The sequence below is a fragment of the Leptospira saintgironsiae genome (assembly GCF_002811765.1).
Classification (GTDB): Bacteria; Spirochaetota; Leptospiria; order Leptospirales; family Leptospiraceae; genus Leptospira_B; species Leptospira_B saintgironsiae.
The window spans coordinates 242,831-260,848 of record NZ_NPDR01000002.1; the positions used below are offsets into that span (position 1 = coordinate 242,831).

Here is an 18,018-nt window from a genome sequence, read left to right on the forward strand (position 1 = left end):
AATTATTCCGATGTTTTTTCTTCCGAATCGTACATTCAAAAAACAGACTATTCTATCCAAGATCATCCTTGGGATATTCTTCTTTTATGTAGCAGGATGTACTACTTTTGATTTTCGGAATTTATTCTCAGGTTATATTCGTTACGAAAAAGAGGCAGGAGGAATTTGGGTCAGACTTCCTCTAAAAGAAGTAGATCATCTTCCTGTAATTTATCTATCCTTGGACAAGGACAGAGAACCTCTTAGATTCCTGATCGATACAGGCGCATTTGTTTCGTTTCTTTCGGAAGATCATGTTCCTGAAAATTCTCCTAAAAGAGTTTTGAGCGCTAGTTTTCCTGGAGGTTCTGTTCAGTCCGTACGAAGGACAATCAGGAATGATCTGTTCATCGGTGGAATTCGGCCATTTGAGTCTGTGGAATTTTATTCTCATGTATTCCCTAAAGAACTTAGGGTAGATGGGATTTTAGGAATGAATGCATTCTTAGGTTCAGTGATTGTTTTGGATTTGCCGGATAGAATTTCAATTTGGAGATCTTCTACCGCAAGTCCAGCACCCGGTTTTTTGGAAGAAAATTTATTTCCTATGTTTTTAAAATCAGGTCAACCTTCTGCGGTCCTTCTTCGTCCGCCAGGAACCAGGAAAGAATCTTGGATCTTGGATACTGGAGCAGAATACAGCGTCCTAGACTGGGACACAATCAAGTCAGATCATTCTACAGAATATGTAGAGGGAAAAGAAGCCACAGTATTCAACTTTGGCGGAGGTAGACTAAAGGCAAAGATCAGAACTCTTAGGCCTTTTTGTCCCGTTTTTGTGAAAAATGATTCTGAAGGAATAGGCTTCTGCACTCCTGAATTAGAGGTATTTCCTGGGGGAATTCCTCCTGATGCTTTACATTCGGACCATAGACGAGGGATCGTAGGGATCTTAGGCCGGAATTGGATGGAAAACTATCGAATTCTTTTGGACACAAAAAGGAGTCTTATTGGTATAGTAGGAAAGGAATCGGTCTTAAGGAATGAATAAGGGTAAGATCATAGTAGCGATGAGTGGAGGGGTAGACAGTGCTGTCACTGCAGGCCTACTCATGGAAGAAGGTTACGAAGTGATCGGGGTCAACCTACGTACTTGGGAATATGAGGCACCTGCCTGCGATACCACTAAAAAATCCTGCTGTTCTCCAGAAGATATTAGAGACGCGAGAGATGTTGGTCTCTCTTTAAACATACCTTTTTATGTGATCAAGATGGAGAAACTTTTCCAAGAGAAGGTCATAGACAGATTTGTAAATGACTACAAGGAAGGGAAGACCCCGAATCCTTGTGTGGAATGTAATACTTTCGTGAAGTTCGGTGCCTTATTCGAAAAGGCGCAAGCATTAGGAATTGATAAAATTGCTACGGGGCATTATGCAAATATCGTAGAGATAGATGGAAGATATGCTGTGTCCAATGCTCAGGACATGAATAAGAACCAAGCATATTATCTTTATGGTTTGTCCCAAGAGAATCTTAAAAATACAGTTTTTCCTTTGGGTGGAATGACCAAACCTGAAGTGCGTGAGATCGCAAGAAGAATGGGACTTCCAGTTGCTGAAAAAGCAGAATCCCAAGAGATTTGTTTTATTCCTGAAAACGATTATAGAAAGTTTTTAGCTAAGAAAAATATTGATTTCACTCCTGGAGTTTTCAAATTACAGGATGGACAAGTAATCGGAGAACATTCCGGAAAAGAAAACTTTACCATAGGACAAAGAAAAGGTCTTGGTATTGCTTGGAAGGCTCCTCTATATGTGATCTCTATCCAAGACGATGGAACAGTTGTTTTGGCAGAAGAAAAACAAACCTTCGTAGGATCTTTTATTGTTGAAGATCTAAATCTGCAAGCTTGGGCTCCTGTTCTCGAAACTGAAAGTTCTGAATGTAGAGTTCAAGTACGATACCGTTCTCGTCCTATCAAAGCTAAAGTAGTACGTAACGAAAACTTTATAGAAGTATTTCCGTTGGAAGAAGTAAAAGGTGTGGCTCCAGGCCAATCCGCAGTCTTCTATCCAAATGATTCTGATTATTTACTCGCAGGTGGGATCATCCGAAAAGGAAGTGTGACCACTTACGAAAAATCAGATCTTACTATTTTAGAAAATTCGGAATTAGGAGTAAGCGTTCTTCCGTGAGTAAAAAAATCGCAGGTAAGACGATCCTAATTATAGGCGGAGGACTTTTACAAGTCCCAATCATCCAAACAGCAAAAACGATGCTTCTTAGGACAGTGGTGGCGGATATGAATCCGGAGGCACCTGGTCTGAAAATTTGTGATCTTCCTCTTATCATGTCCACTAAGGACATAGAAGGAATGGTAAGAGAGGCGAAAAAATTATCCGCTACTACTAAAATAGATGGAGTTATTACTGCTGGAACAGATGCGAGTATGACTGTTGCCGCAGTGGCTAACGCTTTGGATCTTCCTGGGATCCGTTTTGTGGATGCAGAGGCTGCTTCCAATAAAGTAAAAATGAGAGAACGCCTGAAAAAAGCAGGTGTTCCTATTCCTGGATTTGCTCCTGTTTGGAGTATCCAAGATACTCGTGACGCGTTGGAATTCCTACAATTCCCATTGGTAATGAAACCCGCAGACAATATGGGCGCTCGCGGAGTTGTAAAAGTAAATAATAGAGAAGAACTACAGGCCGCATTCAAACATGCAAAAAAATATTCTCCTACTGGAGAGATGATCCTAGAAGAATATATGCCTGGTCCCGAAGTTTCTGTGGATGCACTTGCTTGGGACGGAAAATATATGATCACTGGTCTTGCTGACCGTATCATAGAAAGAGAGCCTTATTTTATAGAGATGGGCCATAATATGCCTTCCGCTCTTTCTCCTGAGATCCAAAAAGAAATAGAAGATGTGATGTTCAGAGGAATGCAAGCTCTTGGGATCAGAAGAGGTGCGGGGAAGGGAGATATCAAAGTAACTCCTACCGGTGTAAAAGTGGGAGAGATCGCTGCAAGACTGTCCGGTGGATTCATGTCTGCATTTACTTTTCCTCTATCCAGTGGTATCAATTTAAACAGAGCCGCAATCTTAATCGCTCTTGGCGAAGAGCCGGATAATTTAGAGCCATTATTTCATAGAGTTTCTATTGAGAGAGCGTTACTTGCTCCTAAGGGGAAACTTCTCGCAATCGATGGATTGGAAGAAGCTAAGAAGATAGAAGGTGTAACTGATATTTATCTCTTACACAAAGTGGGAGATATTATCCCTGAACCCACGAATAATATTGAAAAAACCGGGCATGTAATCATCTCCGCAGAGAATTTAACCCAAGCAGAGAGTGTATTCTCCAAAGTATTAGAAACTATTAAATTTACTTGTGATGAATTATATTCTATTTCTGAAAAAGAAATAGCAGCTAATGCAAGGATCCGTTTCGGAAAAGAGATTTGTTGGGTCTGCAAGGTTTGTGATGGAACAGACTGTGCTTCGGGAGTTCCCGGAATGGGCGGTGTTGGAAGAATGCTCAGCTTCCAGGACAATACAAAGGCTTTAGAAGAATATTCAATTCTTCCCAGATATATCCGAGACAATGTGCAAGCAAGCACTGAGAGCCTATTTTTAGGACAGAAATTATCTACTTCTTTCATGTGCGCTCCTATGACAGGTGCGATCACAAATATGAGCGGTGCCATGGATGAGTATACTTTGGCTGCGGTCTTATTGGAAGGGTGTTTAGCTTCTGGCAGCTTAGCATGGTTAGGCGACGGTGCAAGTCCCGAAAAATATCTGATCATTCTGGAAGCTCTCAAAAAAGTAGAAGGAAAAGGGATCCTTATCTGCAAACCTCGTGAAGACGAAGGACTAATTAAGGAAAGATTCCAAGAAGCGGAGGCGCAAGGTGTTCTTGCACTTGGTATGGACATAGATGCGGTGAATTTCAAAACACTGGTCCAGAAAAAAATTCCTTCTGTTACAAGAGGAGTCGATGCTCTTTCTAAAATACGTTCTTATACAAAACTACCTTTTATCTTAAAAGGTGTGATGAGCCCAGAAGATGCGATCCTTGCGAAAGAGGCGGGAGCAGATGCAATCGTTGTTTCCAATCATGGAGGCAGGGTTTTGGACGATATGCCTGGGACTGCCAGAGTTCTTCCTTTGATCCGTGAGGCATTAGGTCCTGATTTTCCTATCTCCGTGGACGGAGGGGTGAGAAGTGGCGCAGACGTTTTTAAAATGCATGCATTAGGCGCAAACAATGTCCTTGTTGGAAGACCCATGGCGATTTCCGCAGTCGGGGGCGGCGTGGCAGGAGTCAGATTTTTGGTGGGTCAATACACAGAAGGTTTGGCACAGGCAATGAATACTGTAGGGGTTTCCAAAATTTCCGAGATTAGGAAAGAATTTATTTTCAGAAAAAAAGAAGAAACTTCTTCTTAAATTCGTACTTAGATTTTTCTTTTTGCCAGAGTTTTGATACAATTCCACAGAAGGTGTCCGGGATCACCTTAACGTATTAGTAGAATATAATGCAAAAAGGTTGATCCGGAAAATTCCTTAGAACTAGTAATTTCCTTTCCCTAAACGAGGGAGTCGTTAAACTCGGATACCTTGTTAGAGGGTAAGCGATCCTTTAGGAGGAAAGTTTGGATAGGACAGTCAAAGAAACAGATGCTCTGACTAAAATCCTCCAAACATTGTTTGCGAGACTGCCTGTTTCTGTGGAAATTAAAGGCAGGTCTTATCCAGCAAAAATTGTAGGGATCAAAGATGGTCTCTATCTTTTGGCTTCTCTTCCAGGAAAATCGGAAGGGGAAAAGACTCGGATCCTATTTCTCACTCATAATAATCATTTTTTCCATGGTGTGTTTACCGTTGTCCAAAGAAATGCTGGCAACGGTTTAGAATTACTTCGTATCCAAGCGGTAAAAGTCAGCGAGGCAAAACGTGCTCAAGGTAGGGTAGAGCTGGAAGGCGGAGGAGGGGAGCCTATAATTCTCACCAATATTATCAATCAACTTCACTTAAGACGTTCATTAGGTTTTATTGATAAGGTTGTAGAGGGTATCCTGCAGAAACATTCCAAAAAGATGAAGGAAACCTATCCTGATTCTGTGATCTATTTTTCAGATAGAATGGATAACCGTCTTAGGATCATGTATAACTTTGAACAATCCATCTTTGTTACCAATCGTTTGGAAAGAAGTTCGGGTGGAGCCGGACAAGACTTTGTCCCAATCGAAGAATATCTGAAACTTCTGGCGTTGAATAAGATTGAATCCAGATTTATTTCCGAAATTTCAGTTTTAATACGTTATAAAAATTATACTCCACTTGGTTATGTGCAGGTTCTCTCGGATAAACCAATGGATACGGAAGATTATAATAAGATCACATTATTCGCTGCTGCAATTTCAAGAGATGTGATTGCTTCAGGATTCTTCCAGGAATCCAAAGAAAGATGTATGGCAGAAGACATCAGTAGAAGTGGACTCGGATTTTTCCATCCACAATCTATTTTCTTTTCCAGAAGTTTTGCAGTTGGGGAAATACTACTTTGTGATCTACAGCTGAACCAAGAGTTAAGAGGAACCTATAGAGCAGTTATCCGAAATATCACGAACACTGATAAAATGTTTCGTATAGGTTTACAATTTTTCAATTTGAATTCTAAGGAAGAAGAGATCCTGAACCAATTCGTAGATTCAAGACTAGGGCCGGGAGAAGGTTCCCAGGCTCCTGAATCAAGCGTGCAAGATCCAGGCCCTCCTAACGGAGCGGAATCTACTCCTGAGATGGAAACAATTTCAGAAGAAGTTCCTGATATGGGTTTTGAAGGAGAAGAAGAGTCTGTCTAATTCTTCTACACAAGAAGGTCTTAAAACAAAGATTGGAAAAGAAGAGGCAGGTACTCGACTCGATGTATTTCTTGCTTCCAGATTCACATACCAATCCAGGTCCAATTGGAGAAAAATATTAGAAGAAGGTAAAATACTAGTACAAGGAAAACCTGCAAAACCTTCTTACTCGATCAAAGATGGAGACGAGATACTTTATCTTCCTGGAGAAAGTTTTGAACCTCCTGTCATTACTGACTTTAAAATTCTATATGAAGATTCTCGCTACATTGCAGTAGAAAAATCAGGAGATATACCGATCCATAGTGCCGGAAGATATAGAAAGAATAATCTCACAGATCTAATCCAAGAAGATCCTCGTTTCGAAAAAATTTACACCATCCACAGATTGGACAGAGAAACTTCTGGAGTAGTTGTTTTTGGAAAAGATTCAGAAGCAGCTTCTAAATTGGCAGAGCTGTTTTCTAAAAGGAAAATAAATAAAACCTATATTTCTTATGTTTGGGGAAATTTCCCGATATCCGTTAGCGCAAAAGGATATTTGATTTCGGACCCTTCTTCTTTGATCCGTAAAAAAAGAAAATTTATCTTTGAGAACTCTTTTCAAAAATTAGAAACTCCAGAAGAAGATTTTGAGACTTCAGAAACTAATTTTAGAAAAATTGGAGAAGGTACGTTTCAAGGTTTACCTTTTTCTAAAGTGTACTGTTTTCCGAAAACCGGAAGACTTCATCAAATCAGAGCCACATTATATTCATTAGGGTTTCCTTTAATTGGAGATAAAATTTATGGAAAGGACGAGGGTGCATTTCTGGAATTTATAGAAGGAAAAGACCCGGATTTGATCTCTAAACTTGGAATGAATAGACAGGCATTACATTCCAGTTCTCTAAAATTTATTCATCCATTTACTGGGATCAAAATAAAGATTAGATCTAATTTGCCGGAGGATTTTCCGGAATGAACGAAAAACCAGGATTTTGGATCTCTTTATTCCCTCTTGGATTTTTGATCCTTTCTTTAAGTATCGCAGGATATTTATTCGGGAGTGGTATCGCAGAAGGTCCTGCTCAAATTTTATTATTTAGCGCGGGCGCAATCTCCGCAGGAATTTCTAGACTTAGAGGAATTTCTTGGGAGAAGATAGAAAATACGGTTCTGGATTCCCTACGAAATGTTCTTCAGCCAATACTCATTTTGCTTTTGATAGGTACATTGATCGGGATCTGGATACGTTCCGGAATTGTTCCTGCGCTAATAGTCTGGGGATTGGAATTATTAAAACCTGAGATATTTTTACCTTCTGCACTCATCTTATCTTCTGTTGTTTCTTTAGCTACAGGAAGTTCTTGGTCTACCGCAGGAACTATTGGTGTCGCATTGATTGGAGTTGGTGCAGGACTCGGAAAACCTTTGGGAATGGTAGCGGGAGCAGTAGTCTCAGGAGCATATTTCGGAGACAAACTTTCTCCTTTTTCCGAAACTACTAATCTTGCATCTTCCATCACTGGAGTTTCAATTCTATCACATATACGTAATATGGCCAGGACCACTTTGCCAGCTTTTGGGATTTGCCTTTTGGCATTCGGGTTTTTAGGCTGGGGAGGAAGCCAAGGAGGAACAGAAGCCGCAATAGGTCCTGTGATCTCAGCTTTGAAAGCAGAATTCCAAATTTCTTGGGTTTTACTTTTTCCGCCGCTTCTCACATTCTTTCTCATCTATTTTAGAGTTTCTGCAATACCTTCTATCTTTATTGGGATTTTGAGCGGAGGAGTTTGTTTTCTTCTGACCCAGTCAAATATATATGCAAATTCTTTAAACTTTCAAGATGCTGCCTCTGCCGCTTTTAAAAATTTGGTATCTGCCGCTTCCGAAGGAACAAAAGTAAAAACAGGACATGTGGTCGTAGACGGGTTATTATCCAGAGGCGGAATGTCTTCTATGCTTTCCACAGTTTGGCTGATTATCTCGGCCATGTTTTACGCAGGGATCATGGAAGGTGGCGGAATGACCCAAGTTTTGGCGGAGAAGGTTCTAAACTGGGCAAAGGCAAGAGGTTCATTATTTGCTGCTACAGTATTTACTTGTATGGGAACCAATTTATTCTGCGCGGATCAATATCTTGCGATAGTAGTTCCAGGCAAAATGTTCAAAGAAGCTTATTCCAGGAAAGGGTTGGATCCTAGAAATCTTTCTAGATGTTTAGAGGATTCAGGAACAATGACTTCTGCTTTAGTTCCTTGGAATTCCTGCGGTTCCTTTATGGCTACCGCCTTAGGAGTTCCTACCCTTGTGTATCTTCCTTACGCATTCTTAAATTTACTTTCTCCTTTGTTTTCCTTAGTTACTGGATGGACCGGTTGGGGCCTGGCTGGAAAAGATCCGGAAGCTAAAAAAGAGATTTCCTGAACTCTTTTTAGCTTTTAAGTGGAAGAAGGTTTCTATAACATCTGCTCGATTATAAATCTTAGAAAAATGCTTGTGTCGCCACAGCGATATGCGAAAATACTGAAAAAGTGAGCAAAAGCTCACATTTTAAAAAAGGCATGTCTCGGGTGAAATTCCGAGATACTTCGATATGAGGAGAGGGGTTCCGATGCCTAAATTCCATTTAAAAGAAAGGTACATTCCCGTTTTAGGACTATTGGTCCTGGGAATTTTGATGGGAGCCTTCGCTTCTTCTTGCAGTAGCAATGAAGGAGAGGCAGTAGAAGGTTTTGCCCATGTGGTAATGGTGGATAATGCATTTTCTCCCCCTATGCAAAAGATCCCAATCGGCGGTCAGATCGAATTTATAAATTCTGGGGCTAACCCTCATAATGCGATCGCAGTGGATAAGTCTTGGTCTACCGAAAAAAGTTTCGGTAATATCGTGATGCCAAGAGGCGCCAAGATAAAGATCAGCTATCCTAAGGAAGGAGTTTTTCCTTATTACTGTAGCTTCCACGCTTCTCCAGATGGAAAAAGCGGAATGGTTGCGGATATCGTAGTTGGAAATGCTGCTTATAACCCAGCTGCAAGAGCTGGTAAAGATTGGAAGGTCGCTGAAAAATTTTCAGGAACCACTCGTAAGGTTCCACAAATGTATCCTACCATCCAAAATGCGGTGGACGCTGCTTCTCCTGGAGATCTTATCCTGATCAGCGAAGGTGTATATTACGAAGAAGTGGTGGTCACTACTCCTTCTCTTACATTAAGAGGAACGGATAGAAACAAAGTAATCTTAGATGGTCAGTTCCAAAGAGCAAATGGTGTCATCGTAGTTGGAGCAAACGGTGTTGCAGTAGAGAATATGACTGCAAGGAACGCCACCTTAAACGGATTCTTTTGGACAGGTGTAAAAGGATATAGAGGTTCTTATCTAACCGCTTATAATAACGGAGACTATGGAATCTATGCTTTCGATTCAGTGAACGGAGTATTAGAACATTCTTATGCTTCTGGATCTCCCGACGCGGGGATTTACGTAGGCCAATGTTATCCTTGTAAGGCAATTCTTTATAATGTGATCTCCGAGAACAGTGCCTTGGGTTATTCCGGTACGAACGCTGGGGGAGAATTATATATCCTCAGTTCCATCTGGAGAAATAATATCGTAGGTTTGGGACCAAATTCCTTGGATAGAGAACTTCTTCCTCCGGAAAGAGAAACTTATATTATTGGGAATTTAATCTATGATAATAATAACCTGACCGCTCCAATCAAACCTCTGGAATACCCTACTTACGGAACAGGGATCTTGATCGCAGGCGGTTTACATAACGTGATCAAAAATAACGTTGTGATCGGACATGATAATCACGGGATTGCAATCTTCCCGAATCTGGATGAGAATTTTTGGTTCTCTCATAGAAATATTGTGGAAGGAAACATTGTACATTCTTCCGGTTTTGGAGACTTGACGCTTGCAGGACCGATCAGTATTGGAAACTGTTTCTCAAATAATAAATTCCAAACTTCAGTTCCTCCTTTATTGGAAAAAACGAATTCTTGCGCTTCAGGGATCAGAATCCCAATGGGCGGAGAAATTTTCACTGCGTATAATGCGCTTTCTTTAATGGTGGATGCGACTCATGGAATTTATCCAAGCGGAGATTGGAAGAACCAACCGGTTCCTTCTCCTCAAGCAAATATTCCAGGCGGTGTTGCAGCCCTGGTTAAACCTGCTATTCATCCTTTCGAAGATTTCGGTTTAGATTTGGATAAAGTAAAACTTCCAGAAGAAGCAGCTAAAATCCTAGCAGAAAGAAAACCTAAATTCGGAGACGTTCTGGGTGGATTCTCTGTGCCTAAACCTTTGGATATCCAAATAGTGATCTTCCGTTGGTTCGGATATTTGCTTCCGCTACTTCTTTACGTATGTTTGGTCAGCTTAAGTGTTTATGATCTGATTTCTAAATCAGGAACAAGCATTGGCAAATACGTATGGTTGGCGTTTGTTTCCTTGGTGCCGTACATCGGGGGAGGAGCTTATCTTCTTTCAGGCAAATCTTCTTATCCTAAATACTTGAGATTCACTCTTGTGTTTGCCGGATTTGGAGCTTCTCTGGCCTTCATTTTCTACCTTGGGTTTACCATTGTAGGGAACGTCGGAGCGGGTTGATCTCGGGAAACTTAATACATTAATATTTTAGAATATACTAAGGAGTTATTTATGGAAACTACTCAATTTTACGATCCAGGATTTTTTACCTTACTTTTCAACTTTTACGGATACTACATTTTTTACATTTTATTCGCTCTATGGGCGCCGTTGGCTCTGATCGATTTGTCTAAAAGAGAAGATGTGGATCCTAAAAAAGGAAGTTTATGGACTGCAGCGATTATTCTTGTCCCATTATTCGGGGCAGGAGCCTATCATATAGTTGGCGGTTCTAAGATCCCATCTTGGGCAAAGAACAGTCTTGTGTATGGCGGGATCGGCCTTTTGGTTTTAACACTTCTGATCTCTACGATCGCAAGATTCTAATAAACGGTAAGGTAATATGAATCGGAAGGATTTCCTTCGTTGGTTAGGAATAGGTGGTGCCGGGCTCGCAGCGGGTACCGGAATCGCCGGAATTACCACAGGCAAAAAAGAAGATCCACTCTGTAGGACGGGGTCTTCTGTTCCAGGACAGATTTCTTCTACTCCGAATCCTTCTATTCGATTGCCTGGCTCTATAGGTGGGAATTCCTACGGAAGTATGATCCATCCTCCTATGTTCGCGGACGCCGCGTTCTTGTCTAGGATGGAGTTACATAGTACGATTCCCCAGGCTCCTACCGGTTCTAAATTTCGTTCTGAAGTCAATATTATAGAAATGCCATTGACTGTGGCTCATAATACTGTCGTGGACGCTTGGACCTTCGATGGTGTTGTTCCTGGAAAAGTGATACGCGCAAGACTTGGCCAGGAGATGGAACTTCTTTTTAGAAATCATTCCAATCATCCTCACTCTGTTCATTTTCATGGAACTCATGATCCTCAGCAGGATGGTTGGGAACCAATTGCTCCTGGTGCAGAAAGAATTTATAAGATCACTGCGGGCCCGATCGGGTTTCACCCATACCATTGTCATGTTCCTCCTTTGGCGAGTCATATGTCCAAAGGTTTGTATGGTGGATTTATAGTAGATCCTCCTGGAGGGAGGCCTCCTGCATTAGAATTCATGCTGATACTTGCAGGATGGGATTTGAATGAAACCGGTCGAAATGATATTTATGCCTGGAATGGTATCGCTGGATATTATGATCGTTTTCCGATCAAGGTCCCTGTTGGCAAAAAAGTAAGATTATACATTGCGAATATGACTGAACATGATCCTGTTGCTTCTTTTCATCTTCATTCCCAGACATTCGATGTGTATAGAACTGGAACCAAACTTGTGCCAGATGAACATACAGATGTAATCACTCTGGGACAAACAGAACGAGCAATTGTAGAATTTACACTTACTAAAAGAGGAAGATATATGTTCCATCCTCACCAGACCCATATGGCGGATAGGGGAGCAATGGGCTGGATCGTAGCAGTATGAATTTTTTAAAATCAAATTATAAAAATATAATTTATTCTCTTTTGATCCTTGGAGTTGGTTTCGGTGTAGGTTTTTATATGAAAAAGAAACCTTCTTCTCAATTCGCATCTGAAACTCCTGTAGCAGAATGGAGAACTGCAATCTTAAAAGATACAGAAGGGAAGTCTATTCGCCCGGCAGAATTACCTGGGAATTTGTTCGTAGTTTATTTTGGTTTTTCCCATTGCCCTGATATGTGTCCAATGGCTTTGAATGATATAGAGAACGCATTCATTTCTTTAAAAGATGATTCCAAAGATATTACTCCTGTGTTTATTACAATCGATCCGGAAAGAGATACTCCGGAAGTATTAAGAAAATATATTTCTCATTTTCCTGGAAAAGAACTCGTAGCCTTAACTGGTGGAAAGGATCAGATCAGCGAGTTGCAGAAAGGATTTGGAGTATTCTCTCAAAAGACCCAGCTCCCTCAAGGAAATGGAGAATATGGAATGGATCATACTCTTTTTATATATCTAGTAGATAGAGCTGGAAATATACTAAGAGCTTATCCTACAGGGATCAAGGGAGAAGAACTGGCAAAAGAAATCAGAGAATTATTGTAATTAACTAAATCTCTCTGTGAGCTTAAGTACCCTGTAGGAAACATTCATTCTTTATCATAAAAAGCGAATACAACTGCAAGGATCACAAGGAAAAAACTAACCGCGTGATTCCATTTCATTTTTTCTTTTAATACCAGAATCGCAAATCCAACAAAAATAGTGATCGTGATCACTTCTTGTAAAATTTTGAGTTGGAAACCACTTAATCCGTCTTCCGCATATCCGATACGATTTGCAGGGACCATCAGGCAATATTCAAAAAATGCTATTCCCCAAGAGATCAGGATAGTTTTCCAAATTGGAAAGTCTTTGAAGAACTTTAAGTGACCATACCAGGCAAAAGTCATGAATAAATTGGAAAGAGTGAGTAATATAAAAGTTCTCATAAATCCAGGAAAACCGACTGGAAGAATAGAAGCAAAAAAAAACCGGGCAGAACCCGGTTATCAAGTAAGGATTTGCTGAAAAACAATTAGTTAGTTTTGACCTCTATCTTTTTGCTCAAAGGTTTTTTTCTAGGAAGTCTGAGTTGCAGAACCCCATTTTGGAGTACTGCGGAAATTTTATCTTCTTCCACGGGTTCGGATACAAGGAATGTCCTTTTATAATCTCCAGTTCCATATTCCGAATATCTTAAGTTTCCTTTCGGTTCAGAAACGTTGGTTTTAGCAGAGATCCTGAGTTCATCCTTCTCCAGAGAAATTTCAAGATCGGATTCTTTTACGCCAGGAAGATCTAAGACAAGAAGATGTTCTTCTTCATTCGAATAAAGATCCGTAGAAGGAGTATAAGTCGGTCTTGGTCTTTGAGTCTTCTCTTGTTCTGTTGCGGTTCTTTCTTCTGTTTTAAGTAATTCTGATACGCTCATTTTTTTTCTCCTTATGCCTTTGCTTCGATACGGATCTTTCTTGGTTTTTCGCTTTCAAGAATTGGAAGCTCTAAGGTTAAAATTCCGTCTTTTACGGTTGCTTCTACTTTTTCTGAATCTACTGCTACTGGTAGTTCTAGTCTTCGTTGGAATTTTCCTCTGGCTCTTTCTATCCTACGAGGTTTGTCTTGTGCATAGTCCTTCCATTCGCCTGAGATGGTGAGAAGGTTGTGAGCCACTGTAATGTCCAAATCTTCTGGAGAAAGACCAGGAATCTCTGCGGTTACTGTGATCCTGTCTTGGTCTGTATAAACATTTAGCGCAGGGTATGCCTGTCCGCCTTCCCAGACTGGATCGAATAAATTATGAAATCTATTTTGAATTCTTCTGACTTCGCTAAAAAAATTTGGGGTTCTCATTATTGCCTCCTGGGCTATTTAGCAATTTAATACTTAGAGTGCTAAATATTAAAAAAAGTTCCACCCAATTTTATGAAAATTAGCACTTTTTTAATTAGAGTGCTAAAATGCGAAAGGGCCCAAATTTTCCCTGGATCCGCCCGATTCTGGCCTAAAACCGGATTTTAGAAGAAAAAAGAAGATATTCCTTTTCTGGTTCAAGAGGAAGATTAGCCGAAATTTTAGACATCTTAGGCGATTCTTAGGACCAGAAAGGAGAAATTTTGAATTCGGAATCCAATCTGAAAAAGAACAGAATACTTTTGATCCGCTGTAAAGACGAGGCGGGCCTGATCCATAGGATCACAGGATTTTTAGCAAATATAGGTGCTAATATAGTTGGGAACCAAGAGTTCGTGGAGCCATTAGAGAAAGTGTTCTTTATGAGAACTGAATACTCTTTAGAGAATAGTTCAAAAGAAGAAGGTCTTATCTCCGAACTTGCAAAAATTCTTCCGAAGGATGCAGAGCTTACTTTATCCAATCCTGAACTTCCTAAGGTAGTTTTGCTTGTTACGAAAGAGCCTCACTGTTTGGGAGATATTCTTCTTCGCTGGAGATATGGAGAATTACCCATGGAACTTTTGGGTGTGGTTTCCAATCACGAAATTTTAGGAGATCTAGTCCGAGATTTTAAACTTCCTTTTCATTGTATTTCAAGCGAAGGGATGAGTAGAGAAGAACATGAAATCCAATTGGACTCTTACCTGAAGGAGCTCCAACCAGATTGGATCGTTCTCGCGAAATATATGAGGATACTCACTCCTGAATTCGTGAAAAAATGGGAACATCGTATATTGAATATCCATCATTCGTTTTTACCTGCGTTCGTAGGAGCAAAACCATACGAGCAAGCATATAAACGTGGAGTTAAGATTATAGGTGGAACAGCCCATATAGTGACAGAAAATCTAGACGAGGGGCCAATCTTAGTACAAGATGTTTGTCATGTGGATCACGGGTATTCTCCTGAACGTTTGGTTTTGTATGGAAGAGATCTGGAGAAGGTCGTCTTATCCAAGGCTCTTCGCCTACTTTTGGAAGATAGGGTGATGATCTTTCAAAATAGAACTATCATTTTTGAATAAATTAAAAGCGAAAATAATATTAGGTTTTTAGATAATACATGAAATTAAAATACGTCGGCTTCATTTTTTCTATAGTACTTGCTTGTGTTCCTCCGGTATTTTCCTTTTACGGATATGTTCCTGCTTCTGTGGGAGGGATGTTCTTTATATTTCTGATCGCTGCAGGATTATGGATTTTTGAAATTATTCCAGGTCATGCTACTTCTATCCTGATCATATTTTCAGAGATCATTCTATTTTCTAATCCTGGTAAATGGGAATTTTTAAAACAATATGCAGGACCAGGAAAGGCGACTCCTCCTGCAGTATTTTTAGCATCGCTTGCAGATTCAGCGGTGGTTTTATTTTTGGGAAGTTTTGCTTTAGCTAAATCTTGTGTAAAAGTAGGAGTGGATCGCTGGCTTGCGAATCGAGTTCTACCTTATTTTGGAACTTCTCCCAAATATGTTTTACTCGGGCTTATGAGTATCACTGCTACAATCTCTCTTTGGATGAGTAATACTGCTACAGCATCGTTGATGATCGCGTTGGTATTTCCATTACTCATGGTTTTGGACAAGGGTGAAAAATTTAGAAAAGCTGTTTTGATCGGAATTCCATTTGCTGCGAATTTAGGAGGGATTGGAACTCCGATTGGTTCTCCTCCGAATGTGATTGCCTTTGCAAATTTGAAAAATCAGGGCTATGGAGATTTTATTTCTTTCGGAAGCTGGATGCTTGTTGCAGTTCCTCTCTTGGTCATTCTGCTTTTTACTGCATGGTTTTGGCTTCTTCGTGCATTTCCAGCTAGCGAAGGTTTAACTCTTTCTCTTCGTTATGAAACTATTTCTGAAGATGGCTCTGAGAAAAAGTTGAAATTTGTTTTGTTCGGGTTTTTGGCTACAGTTCTTCTATGGTTTACTGAATCCTTTCATGGGATCCCCGCAGGTGTTGTGGCATTATTTCCACTTCTTCTTTTTACTTCGTTTGGAATATTGGAATCCAATGATTTACGTTCTTTGGAATGGGATGTTCTGATCTTAGTTGCGGGAGGGATCGCTCTAGGAACAGGGATAGAAAAAAGTGGGGCAGGGGCTTGGTTTGGAGAATTGATCGGCAAACAAGCAGGTCCGGGGGAAAGTCTTTGGGTGCTTGGGATCTTCTTCTCGATTGGACTTTTTCTTTCTACATTCTTATCTAATACTGCGACCGCAAATCTTCTGGTTCCTTTGGCGCTACCTGTTGCCGCACTTTTGCTTCCCGGAAATGAATCTTACGCGATCCAGTTAGTTTTAGGATCTGCGTTAGGCGCTTCTCTTGCGATGTCTTTGCCTGTGTCTACTCCTCCAAATGCAGTTGCTTATGCGGTTGGAGGTTTTGAGATCAAGGATATGGCTAAAGTAGGTGTGAAGATCGGGATCTTCGGTTTAATACTTGTTCTTTTGGGATTTCTGATCTTTCAGTAATTGGATCCTGAAATCGCCTTGAATGGGTAAGTTTCAGGCATAAGCGCTAAAAATACGGGAATGAACCTAACGCATATTATATGAAAATTACGAAAAGACAAGTTAGTCGCTTGTTGTTTCGTGCATGTATCCAGCTTTTGGAAGAATTCTATTCCTAATTTCGTTAGTTTCTTTCCTTTCTGTTTCCTGCGCAGGATCTGAGCAACCGGATATTATATCTGCCTTGGCTCTTGCGTTCAGTAATTCTGAAGAGCCTCCTACTAAGATCCCTTCTGGCCCCCAAAAACCTTGGCCTACATTTTTAGGTGTTTTCGGTAAGATAACTTTCGCAACTTCAGCAAGTTTAGATCCAGATGGGAATATAGTCACTACCGGATTTACGGAGGGGAATCTGGGTGGTCAGCCTTTGCTTGGTAAATTGGATTCCTATATTACAAAATATGATGAAGAGGGTAAAAGGCTTTGGCTTAAACATTTAGGTGGAGGCCCTAAAAACTTCTCTAAAGGAAGTACCTATGGTCTTGCAGTAAATTCCGACAAAGATGGAAACGTTTTAAGTACAGGAATGACTGTCGTAGAGATATTAGATGGGCAAAACAAAATTGGATACCAGGACGCCTATCTATCAAAATACGACAAGGATGGGAATAAAAAATGGACCAGAATGATCGGTGGAGGGAGTAATACTGATTTTCATCAGGGTACTTCTGCGGGAAGAGGTGTTGCATCCGATCAACTTGGGAATATTTACGTAATAGGAACTACGAATGCTGGTACTTTTTTTGGTGAAAAGAACACGGCCGAACATGACGGTTTATTTATGGTTAAATACGATCCGGATGGAAACCAGATATGGGCGAGAACAGCGCGTAATACCGGGCCGGATAATATTGAATCGATCGCGGGCGATCTAACAATTGATTCGAATGGAGAGATTTATTTTGTAGGAGCTGCTCAAGGTGGCTTTGATGATCAAACTCAGATTGGAATAGAGGATGCACTTTTAATTAAATATGATTCGGATGGAAATAAACTTTGGGTCCGCTTATTAGGTGTTCCCGATCAAATTTCAGTTGCGAATGATGTAAGCTTAGATGCAGATAAAAACATTTACATAGTAGGTATTACATCAGGTGAGCTGGATGGCCAAACTCCGATCGGAACTTCTGATACGTTTGTAGTAAAATATGATTCGGATGGAAACAAACTATGGACCAGACTTATTGGCAATCCTGACTATTCCGGTTTTTTCAGATCGGAAACCCAAGGTTTCGGAATTACTGTGGATCCAAATGGGAATTCATATATCGCAGGAGCGATTTCTGCGGTAAAAATACCTTTTACTAATTCTATAGATAATGCTTTCGCAGCAAAATTCGACACGGATGGAAATTTAGTTTGGTCGAATTTGAAATACATGGAAGAGGTCACAAAGTGTGAGGTTCACGCCCAAGATGTAGTCCTAGGTTTGAATGATTCCTTTTTTGTAGTAGGTTATACTTCCTGTCTTTTAAATATTATAGATCCAGTTAATGGTATCAATAGCCTCTTTATTTCTAAAGAAATGATTGGGAACGGTATCTAGATAGCAATATATCAAGGTATTTCTTTGCCTCCTGCCTTTAGGGATACCTTGAAAGTTTCTTTTCTTTCTTTATTATTTATTTCCTAATTCGAA

General features: G+C 40.3%; 16 protein-coding genes. 13 read left to right on the plus strand and 3 right to left on the minus strand.

Annotation, left to right across the window (positions count from 1 at the left end; all coding sequences use genetic code 11):
• The first annotated feature begins 10 nt into the window (after window positions 1–10).
• From CH362_RS06130 to CH362_RS06175, 10 genes are all read left to right on the plus strand, one after another.
• A complete protein-coding gene (locus CH362_RS06130; RefSeq protein ID WP_100709487.1) occupies window positions 11–1,030 on the plus strand; it encodes a retropepsin-like aspartic protease in 1,020 nt (339 codons plus the stop codon).
• A complete protein-coding gene (gene mnmA, locus CH362_RS06135; RefSeq protein ID WP_100709488.1) occupies window positions 1,023–2,177 on the plus strand; it encodes a tRNA 2-thiouridine(34) synthase MnmA in 1,155 nt (384 codons plus the stop codon). Before CH362_RS06130 ends, mnmA begins: the two co-directional genes overlap by 8 nt.
• A complete protein-coding gene (locus CH362_RS06140; protein WP_341865076.1) occupies window positions 2,153–4,438 on the plus strand; it encodes an alpha-hydroxy-acid oxidizing protein in 2,286 nt (761 codons plus the stop codon). The genes mnmA and CH362_RS06140 overlap by 25 nt, the downstream gene beginning before the upstream one ends.
• A 206-nt stretch (window positions 4,439–4,644) precedes the next feature.
• Window positions 4,645–5,856 (plus strand): PilZ domain-containing protein, encoded by a 1,212-nt coding sequence (locus tag CH362_RS06145; protein WP_100709490.1) that lies wholly within the window; start codon window positions 4,645–4,647, stop codon window positions 5,854–5,856.
• A gap of 31 nt (window positions 5,857–5,887) precedes the next feature.
• Complete coding sequence (locus tag CH362_RS06150) at window positions 5,888–6,820, plus strand: pseudouridine synthase (RefSeq protein ID WP_100709760.1); 933 nt, start codon at window positions 5,888–5,890, stop codon at window positions 6,818–6,820.
• Window positions 6,817–8,265: a Na+/H+ antiporter NhaC gene (gene nhaC / locus CH362_RS06155; protein WP_100709491.1), complete on the plus strand. Its 1,449-nt coding sequence runs from the start codon at window positions 6,817–6,819 to the stop codon at window positions 8,263–8,265. Before CH362_RS06150 ends, nhaC begins: the two co-directional genes overlap by 4 nt.
• Before the next feature lie 187 nt (window positions 8,266–8,452).
• Window positions 8,453–10,459: a right-handed parallel beta-helix repeat-containing protein gene (locus CH362_RS06160; RefSeq protein ID WP_100709761.1), complete on the plus strand. Its 2,007-nt coding sequence runs from the start codon at window positions 8,453–8,455 to the stop codon at window positions 10,457–10,459.
• Window positions 10,460–10,510: 51 nt separating this feature from the next.
• The gene (locus CH362_RS06165; RefSeq protein ID WP_100709492.1) at window positions 10,511–10,825 is read left to right on the plus strand and encodes a PLDc N-terminal domain-containing protein; all 315 of its coding nucleotides are present in this window, start codon (window positions 10,511–10,513) and stop codon (window positions 10,823–10,825) included.
• Between the two features lie 16 nt (window positions 10,826–10,841).
• The gene (locus CH362_RS06170) at window positions 10,842–11,876 is read left to right on the plus strand and encodes a multicopper oxidase domain-containing protein (RefSeq protein ID WP_100709493.1); all 1,035 of its coding nucleotides are present in this window, start codon (window positions 10,842–10,844) and stop codon (window positions 11,874–11,876) included.
• Window positions 11,873–12,481: an SCO family protein gene (locus CH362_RS06175; protein WP_100709494.1), complete on the plus strand. Its 609-nt coding sequence runs from the start codon at window positions 11,873–11,875 to the stop codon at window positions 12,479–12,481. Before CH362_RS06170 ends, CH362_RS06175 begins: the two co-directional genes overlap by 4 nt.
• Before the next feature lie 44 nt (window positions 12,482–12,525).
• Here the strand turns inward: CH362_RS06175 and CH362_RS06180 are convergent, their stop codons facing one another.
• From CH362_RS06180 to CH362_RS06190, 3 genes are all read right to left on the minus strand, one after another.
• Window positions 12,526–12,867, minus strand: coding sequence for a DMT family protein (locus CH362_RS06180; protein ID WP_100709495.1), 342 nt, complete (start codon window positions 12,865–12,867; stop codon window positions 12,526–12,528).
• A gap of 86 nt (window positions 12,868–12,953) precedes the next feature.
• Entirely contained in the window at window positions 12,954–13,349 is a 396-nt protein-coding gene (locus CH362_RS06185) for an Hsp20/alpha crystallin family protein (RefSeq protein WP_100709496.1), read from the minus strand.
• Window positions 13,350–13,360: 11 nt separating this feature from the next.
• Entirely contained in the window at window positions 13,361–13,768 is a 408-nt protein-coding gene (locus tag CH362_RS06190) for an Hsp20/alpha crystallin family protein (RefSeq protein WP_100709497.1), read from the minus strand.
• 263 nt (window positions 13,769–14,031) lie between these two features.
• Here CH362_RS06190 and purU point away from each other — a divergent pair, with 263 nt between their 5' ends.
• The 3 genes from purU to CH362_RS06205 all read left to right on the plus strand — a co-directional run bounded on the left by purU (window position 14,032) and on the right by CH362_RS06205 (window position 17,925).
• A complete protein-coding gene (purU, locus tag CH362_RS06195; RefSeq protein ID WP_100709498.1) occupies window positions 14,032–14,895 on the plus strand; it encodes a formyltetrahydrofolate deformylase in 864 nt (287 codons plus the stop codon).
• Window positions 14,896–14,933: 38 nt separating this feature from the next.
• Window positions 14,934–16,340: an SLC13 family permease gene (locus CH362_RS06200; protein ID WP_100709499.1), complete on the plus strand. Its 1,407-nt coding sequence runs from the start codon at window positions 14,934–14,936 to the stop codon at window positions 16,338–16,340.
• A gap of 124 nt (window positions 16,341–16,464) precedes the next feature.
• The gene (locus CH362_RS06205; RefSeq protein WP_100709500.1) at window positions 16,465–17,925 is read left to right on the plus strand and encodes an SBBP repeat-containing protein; all 1,461 of its coding nucleotides are present in this window, start codon (window positions 16,465–16,467) and stop codon (window positions 17,923–17,925) included.
• Window positions 17,926–18,018 lie beyond the last annotated feature (93 nt).

What these genes read in the sequence shown, in the direction of transcription:
- CH362_RS06130 (WP_100709487.1), top strand. Translation starts at nt 11, where the DNA reads ATGTTTTTTCTTCCGAATCGTACATTCAAAAAACAGACTATTCTATCC.
- CH362_RS06170 (WP_100709493.1), top strand. Translation starts at nt 10,842, where the DNA reads ATGAATCGGAAGGATTTCCTTCGTTGGTTAGGAATAGGTGGTGCCGGG.
- CH362_RS06185 (WP_100709496.1), bottom strand. Translation starts at nt 13,349, where the DNA reads ATGAGCGTATCAGAATTACTTAAAACAGAAGAAAGAACCGCAACAGAA.
- CH362_RS06200 (WP_100709499.1), top strand. Translation starts at nt 14,934, where the DNA reads ATGAAATTAAAATACGTCGGCTTCATTTTTTCTATAGTACTTGCTTGT.
- mnmA (WP_100709488.1), top strand. Translation starts at nt 1,023, where the DNA reads ATGAATAAGGGTAAGATCATAGTAGCGATGAGTGGAGGGGTAGACAGT.
- CH362_RS06165 (WP_100709492.1), top strand. Translation starts at nt 10,511, where the DNA reads ATGGAAACTACTCAATTTTACGATCCAGGATTTTTTACCTTACTTTTC.
- CH362_RS06205 (WP_100709500.1), top strand. Translation starts at nt 16,465, where the DNA reads ATGTATCCAGCTTTTGGAAGAATTCTATTCCTAATTTCGTTAGTTTCT.
- nhaC (WP_100709491.1), top strand. Translation starts at nt 6,817, where the DNA reads ATGAACGAAAAACCAGGATTTTGGATCTCTTTATTCCCTCTTGGATTT.
- CH362_RS06180 (WP_100709495.1), bottom strand. Translation starts at nt 12,867, where the DNA reads ATGAGAACTTTTATATTACTCACTCTTTCCAATTTATTCATGACTTTT.
- CH362_RS06160 (WP_100709761.1), top strand. Translation starts at nt 8,453, where the DNA reads ATGCCTAAATTCCATTTAAAAGAAAGGTACATTCCCGTTTTAGGACTA.
- CH362_RS06175 (WP_100709494.1), top strand. Translation starts at nt 11,873, where the DNA reads ATGAATTTTTTAAAATCAAATTATAAAAATATAATTTATTCTCTTTTG.
- CH362_RS06190 (WP_100709497.1), bottom strand. Translation starts at nt 13,768, where the DNA reads ATGAGAACCCCAAATTTTTTTAGCGAAGTCAGAAGAATTCAAAATAGA.